The sequence below is a fragment of the Pseudomonas syringae pv. cilantro genome (assembly GCF_001293775.1).
Lineage (GTDB): Bacteria > Pseudomonadota > Gammaproteobacteria > Pseudomonadales > Pseudomonadaceae > Aquipseudomonas > Aquipseudomonas syringae_P.
The window spans coordinates 266,811-273,347 of sequence record NZ_LGLN01000067.1 but is presented as its reverse complement, the minus strand read 5'-3'; the positions used below and the strand labels follow the sequence as shown (position 1 = coordinate 273,347).

4 protein-coding genes are annotated in these 6,537 nt (G+C 59.8%); 1 reads left to right on the top strand and 3 read right to left on the bottom strand.

The window, feature by feature from the left end:
• Positions 1-79: 79 nt before the first annotated feature.
• Positions 80-1,996 carry a methyl-accepting chemotaxis protein gene (locus ABJ99_RS18465; protein ID WP_054087088.1) on the bottom strand — a complete coding sequence of 639 codons (1,917 nt, stop codon included), beginning with the start codon at positions 1,994-1,996 and terminating at the stop codon, positions 80-82.
• Between the two features lie 284 nt (positions 1,997-2,280).
• On the opposite strand from ABJ99_RS18465, the gene ABJ99_RS18460 reads away from it, so the two are divergent.
• Positions 2,281-2,703, top strand: a complete 423-nt coding sequence (locus tag ABJ99_RS18460) for a GFA family protein (RefSeq protein ID WP_054087050.1) — start codon at positions 2,281-2,283, stop codon at positions 2,701-2,703.
• On the opposite strand, the gene poxB is transcribed toward ABJ99_RS18460, so the two are convergent.
• Together poxB and mrdA are read right to left on the bottom strand one after the other, a co-directional pair.
• Positions 2,700-4,418, bottom strand: coding sequence for a ubiquinone-dependent pyruvate dehydrogenase (poxB, locus tag ABJ99_RS18455; RefSeq protein ID WP_054087049.1), 1,719 nt, complete (start codon positions 4,416-4,418; stop codon positions 2,700-2,702). The genes ABJ99_RS18460 and poxB overlap by 4 nt on opposite strands.
• A 149-nt stretch (positions 4,419-4,567) precedes the next feature.
• On the bottom strand, positions 4,568-6,457 hold the full coding sequence (gene mrdA, locus ABJ99_RS18450) for a penicillin-binding protein 2 (protein ID WP_054087048.1): 1,890 nt from the start codon (positions 6,455-6,457) through the stop codon (positions 4,568-4,570).
• Positions 6,458-6,537: the final 80 nt, after the last annotated feature.

Genomic DNA, 6,537 nt, shown 5'->3' with positions numbered 1-6,537 from the left:
CCTTATTCAGGACGGGACACACTGACAAAAAAGGCCCGAAAGCTCACGCTCCCAGGCCTCTAAAACCCCTCTCCTACCCTCAACTCACCCTGAAGCGTCCCACCAGCCCCTGCTGCTGTTCAGCCAGACGAGCCAGTTCGCGGCTGGTGACGGCTGTCTGCTCGGCACCGGCGCTGACCTGGATGACCAGTGCGTTGATGTCGTGGACATTGCGGTGGATTTCTTCGGCGACCAGGCTTTGTTCTTCGGCGGCCGAGGCCACTTGGATGTTGCGGTCGCTGATGCTGGCGATGCCTTCGGCGATTTCTTCGAGCAATTCGCCCGCGCGCACGACGTTGGTTGCGCCTTGCCGGGCCTTGCCGAGGGTTTCCTGCATGGAGCTTGCGGCGCGGTCGGAACCGGATTGCAGGTTGGCGATCATGTTCTGGATGCTGACGGTCGATTCCTGCGTTTTCTTGGCAAGATTTCTCACTTCGTCGGCCACCACTGCGAAACCGCGGCCCTGCTCGCCGGCGCGTGCGGCTTCAATGGCGGCGTTGAGTGCCAGCAGGTTGGTCTGGTCGGCCACACCGCGAATGACGTCGAGGACCGAGGAGATCGAATCGCTCTCGCCTTTGAGTTCGTCAATGATCCGTGACGTCTGTTCGGCCTGCACCGAGAGGCCTTTGATCAGGGTGACGGTGTTGTCGATCTCGATTTTGCCCTGCATCGTGCTGGCGTTGACGCGTTGCGACATGGCCGATGCATCGGTGGTGCTGCGCGCCACGTCCTTGACGGTCGAGCTCATCTGGCTGATGGCCGTGGCGACCTGATCCGTCCCCTGACGCTGCTGTGCCACGTTCTGGCTGGTCTGCAAGGCGACGGCTGAAGACTGCTCGGCCGCGGTGGCGACCTGTGCTGTGGCGCTGCCAATTTCGCGAATGACTTCGCTGATCTGTTGCGCCATGTTGTCCAGATTGCGCGAGATCTCGCCAAACTCGTCCTTGCCGGTGTAACGGGTTCTGGCGGTCAGGTCGCGGGTGGACAGTGCAATCAGGGTGCGATTCACGTCGACGACGGCGATCTTGATGTTGCGGATGATCACCGACGCCAGCCAGAGTACGGCGATCAGCATGACGATGACGATGCCGATTGCCATGTACAGGCTGTTTTCAGCGGCACTGCGTGCATCACTGGCCAGCCCAGTGACGGTCTGCCCCAGCTCAGCTTCTACCTGAGCCATCATGTCGATACGCTGGGTGGAGAGATTAAACCAGTCTTCCGGTTTGATGTTCAGCGGGTCGCCCAGCGGAGTATCGAAACCCAAGCGTTGCAGGCGCGCCACTTCCAGTGATTCCGGCTTCTGCAGGACAGCATTCAGTTTGCTCTTGAACACGTCCGGAGCCCAGCGCTGGAAGGCTTCGTAGTAGCCGGAGAACTCGCCCAGGTTGCGGCTGAAACGTGACAACAGCGCTGAATCGAAACGGTTCTGGTTGAAGGCCAAACCGAGCAAGACGCGCTCGCGGCCTGCCCGCTCTTTCATGTCGACAAACTGATTGAGCGAACTCAGTGCGCGGAGAATTTCCGGGTCTTCGATACTGGCTTCCAGCGAATAATTAAAACCGATAAGCGTTTTGATGATGTCAGTAAAACGCGCGCCGGATTCAGTGTTGTTGATTGCCAGCGAATCCACTTTGCCACGCAGCGCAAGCATCTCCTCCAGTGCCCGCCTTACGCTTTCCAGCCCGGGAATACCGTCGGTCGACTGAGTGCGCATCTCACTGATCGCCTTGTCGGTTTCCTGACGAAGTGTCTTCAGTTTGTCTTGCATCGACTTGCCGCCGCTGCCCAGGAACACGCCGCTGGCGCCGCGTTCGCGCTGCAGGGTGGTGACTACGTCACTGAGTTTGCGGGCGGCGCTGGTGGCGGTGACGGCTCGACCGTTATCGGTGAGCGTCTCGCTTTTGTCAGCGACGAAAATACCCGCGAATGCCAGGAAGCCCAGCAGGGGAAACATCAGAATAAGCAGCAGTTTCATACTCAAAGGAGCATTTCTAAGCATTACAGACCTCATGACTCACAGACTTTCTATAAACGATCTATGGTCCAACGCTCTTTCAACAGTGACGTTTTTTATAACCAGAGATGATTCGGTATTCCGCCTGCCGTAGCGGGTCTTGCCTCCGTTCGACTGTTTCGGCGGTGAAGTGCCAAGCTTTACCTGTCGGTCTGCTTTAATTTGCAGTGACACCTGATTGTTCTGCGTTTGCGCTGGTTGATAACACGCACAGGAAATAACTCATGATCAAGCAAGTCGGTTCTACTGACATCAAACCTGTCCACCAGGCGTCCTGCCATTGCGGCGCGATCATGCTCGAGCTGGATTTACCGAATGGTATTGTCGATCCGCGACGCTGTGACTGCTCGCTGTGCAGGCGCAGAGGCGCCATCGTCGCGTCGGTCGCAAAGGATGGGGTTCGAGTGATCCATGGGCAGAGCATGCTCAAGCTGTATCAATTCAATACGCGTACCGCCGAGCATTACTTCTGCGGCAGGTGCGGGATTTACACCCACCATCAGCGACGCTCCAACCCCAATGAATACGGGTACAACGTCGCTTGTCTGGAAGGTGTGAATCCTTTCGAGCTGGGCAAGGTAAAGATCAATGACGGGGTCAATCATCCCGCTGATTGCCCCGCCGTTGACGCGCCTGAGAGCGACTAACGCAGGTTGGTCTTCGCCAGTTCCAGCACTTCGTTGCCGCGCCCGCTCATGATCGCGCGCATCATGTACAGGCTGAAGCCTTTGGCCTGCGCCAGCTTGATCTTCGGCGGAATGCCCAGTTCCTGCTTGGCAGTCACCACGTCGAGCAGCACCGGGCCGGGGTGATCGAAGGCCTTGCGCAGGACGGCGGGCAACTCTTCGGCGTTTTCTACGCGCAATCCGAGAATGCCGGCGCCCAGCGCGATACCGGCGAAATTGGTCTCGTGCAGATCGGTTCCATGGGGCACGTAACCGCCGGCTTTCATTTCCATGTCGACGAAGCCCAGCGAGCTGTTGTTGAACACCACCATTTTGATCGGCAGGTTCAACTGGCGAATGCTCAGCAAATCCCCCAGCAGCATCGACAGGCCACCGTCACCACACAGTGCCACCACCTGGCGATCCGGATGTTCGGCCTTGGCACCGAGCGCTTGCGGCAAGGCGTTGGCCATCGAGCCATGATTGAACGAGCCCAGCAGGCTGCGTTTGCCGTTCATGTGCAGGTAACGCGCGGCCCACAGGGTTGGGGTGCCGACATCTACGGTGAAAACAGCATCGGCATCAGCCTGTTCGTCGACCAGACGGGTCAGGTACTGCGGGTGAATCGGTGTGCCGTCCGGCGTCGGCGTGGCCAGTTCGTCCAGTTCTTCACGGGCCTTGGCGTAGTGCTTGAGGGCCTTATCGAGGAAGCGGCGGTCGCTGTGCGGCGTAAGCCTGGGCAGCAGCGCATCCAGCGTTTCACGTACCCCGCCGACCAGGCCGAGGGCCACTGGCGTGCGCCGACCGAGTTGGGTCGGGTCGAGGTCGATCTGAATGATATTGGCTTTCTCGGGATAGAAATTGCGGTAGGGAAAGCTGCTGCCGAGGATCACCAGCGTGTCGCAGGACAGCATGGCGTGATAGCCGGAGCTGAAACCGATCAGGCCGGTCATGCCAACGTCGAACGGGTTGTCGTATTCAACGTGCTGCTTGCCACGCAACGCATGGACAATCGGTGCACCCAGCGTGTCGGCCAGCGCAAGGATCTGCTGGTGTGCACCGGCGCACCCGGCACCACACAACAGCGTGACCGCCTTGGAGTCGTTGAGCATGTCGGCCATCGACTGCAAATCATTGTCGGCCGGGACAACACTGGGCGGACTTGCTTCGACCCATTTCGCCGGTACATCCGGTGACTCACTCAGCGCCACATCGCCGGGTATTACAATCACCGCCACGCCCTTCTGGCTGATGGCCGCCCGCATGGCGCGTTCCAGCAGACGCGGGAACTGTTCGGGGTTGCTGACCAGTTCAACAAAATGGCTGCACTCTTTGAACAGTTCCTGCGGATGGGTTTCCTGGAAGTAATCCAGGCCAATCTCGGCGGACGGAATATGCGCGGCAATCGCCAGCACCGGCACCCGGTTGCGATGGCAGTCGTACAGGCCGTTGATCAGGTGCAGATTGCCCGGTCCGCAGCTGCCTGCGCAAACCGCCAGCTTGCCGCTGGATGCCGCCTGGGCACCCGCCGCGAAAGCCGCCACTTCTTCGTGACGGGTGTGCATCCAGCGAATCGAATCGGTGCGTTCCAGGCTGTCGGTCAGGCCGTTGAGGCTGTCACCGGACACCCCCCAGATGTGGGAAACACCTGCCGCTGCGAGGGTTTGCGCAAGATGGTCGGCGATGGTCTTGGACATTAGGGGTTCCTTGTCGAGGCAATTAAGGATTCAGATAACCACGCGCAGCGCTCTGCCACGCATGTTGTGGTCGACCTGACGGGTTCTCGACAGTTCAGAAAACCTGAGCCCTGTTCAGGGCTCGGTTACGCAGCCTGCCAGTAGGCGGCTCAGGCGTGCGGATTGCCCGGCGCCTTGGCGGGCACTGCGTATTGCGGCTTGAGCTTGCCGTCGCTGTCGAGCAGCCAGGCGTCGAGAATTTCGCGCACGACCGGGCCTGCGACCCGACCGCCCGCCTCGCCGTTCTCGATGGTCACCGACACCACGATCTTCGGGTGATCGGCCGGGGCAAAGCCGACAAACAACGCGTTGTCGCGGTTGCGCTCCAGGGTCTTGAGGCGGTTGTAGCGCTCGCCCTGCTTGATCGCCACCACCTGCGCCGTACCGCTCTTGCCAGCGATGCGGTATTGGGCGCCCTTCGCCGCATCACGCGCAATACCGCGCGGATCGTGCATGACCATCTGCATCCCGGTATTGACCTGATTCCATTCGTTGGGATCACGCAGCACGATGTTCGGCATCGGGTGCTCATCGACCGGCACCTCATGGCCCACTTCCATTGCCAGGTGCGGACGATGCCAGACGCCCTTGCTGGCGATCAGCGAGGTGGCCTGCGCCAGTTGCAACGGCGTGACCTGCATGTAGCCCTGACCGATGCCGAGGATCACCGTCTCGCCGGGGAACCAGGCCTGGCGGCGCGTGGCGCGTTTCCACTCGCGAGACGGCATCAGGCCGGCAGATTCCTCGAACATGTCCAGCGAGACTTTCTGGCCGATGCCGAACATGGTCATGTAGTCATGCAGCCGGTCGATGCCCAACTTGTGCGCCAGGGTATAGAAGTAGGTGTCATTGGAACGCATGATCGCCGTGTCCATGTCCACCCAGCCGTCGCCGCTGTGGTTCCAGTTGCGGTACTTGTGGTCGAAGTCCGGCAACTGGAAGTAACCCGGATCAAAAACCTTGGTCGAAGCGTTGACCACCCCGCTGTCGAGCCCGGCAATCGCGACTTCAGGTTTGACGGTGGAACCCGGCGCATACAGGCCGCGCAATACGCGGTTGAACAGCGGCCGGTCGATGGAGTCGCGCAACGCGGCGTACTGCTTGAAGCTGATCCCGGTCACGAACAGGTTGGGGTCGAAACTCGGCTTGCTGACCATTGCCAGCACTTCGCCGGTTTCCGGGTCGAGCGCCACCACCGAGCCACGCCGGTCACCCAGCGCGTTCTCGGCCGCTTCCTGCAAATGCGCATCCAGGCTCAGGGTGATGTTCTTGCCCGGTATCGGATCGGTGTGTTTCAAGACCCGCAACACACGTCCTTGGGCGTTGGTTTCAACCTCTTCGTAGCCAACCCGACCGTGCAGTTCTGACTCGTAAAAACGTTCGATGCCGGTCTTGCCGATCGACTGAGTGCCGCGATAGTCGTTATCGAGCTGGGCGGCTTCCTTTTCGTTGATCCGCCCGACATAGCCAATCGAATGAGCAAAGTGCGCACCCAACGGATAATGACGAACGAACTGCGCCGCGACATCCACCCCCGGCAACAGGTATTGATTGACCGCCAGGATGGCGATCTGCTCTTCAGTCAGCTCGTACAGCAACGTTGCAGGCTCGAACGGATGACGCACCTGCTTCAGCTCCTTGTCGAACAGGATGCGATCCTCGTCAGGCAGCTGCAGCAGCGTCATCAGCTCATCGATGACCTTGTGCCAGTCTCCGGCGCGCTCACGGGTCAGGGTCAGGTTGAAGCTGGGCCGGTTATCGGCAAGCACTTCGCCATTGCGGTCGAAGATCAGGCCGCGCTCGGGCGGAATCGGCAGTACATGCACCCGGTTGTTTTCGGAAATGGTCGAGTGGTATTCGAACTCGGTAACTTGCAGGAAATACATCCTCGCAACCAGACAGATCGCCAGCAGGCCTACCAGCACAGCACAGGCAATCAGGCGCTGGTTGACCAGTCGCGTCTCTTTCTCGTGGTCTTTCAGGGGGATTGGATTGGGCATTTCTACAGCTTCTCGGTGAAGGGCAAACGGCGACTTAACGTGTAAATGAATATTTCGGCGCGCACCATAGCAAGAAGTGC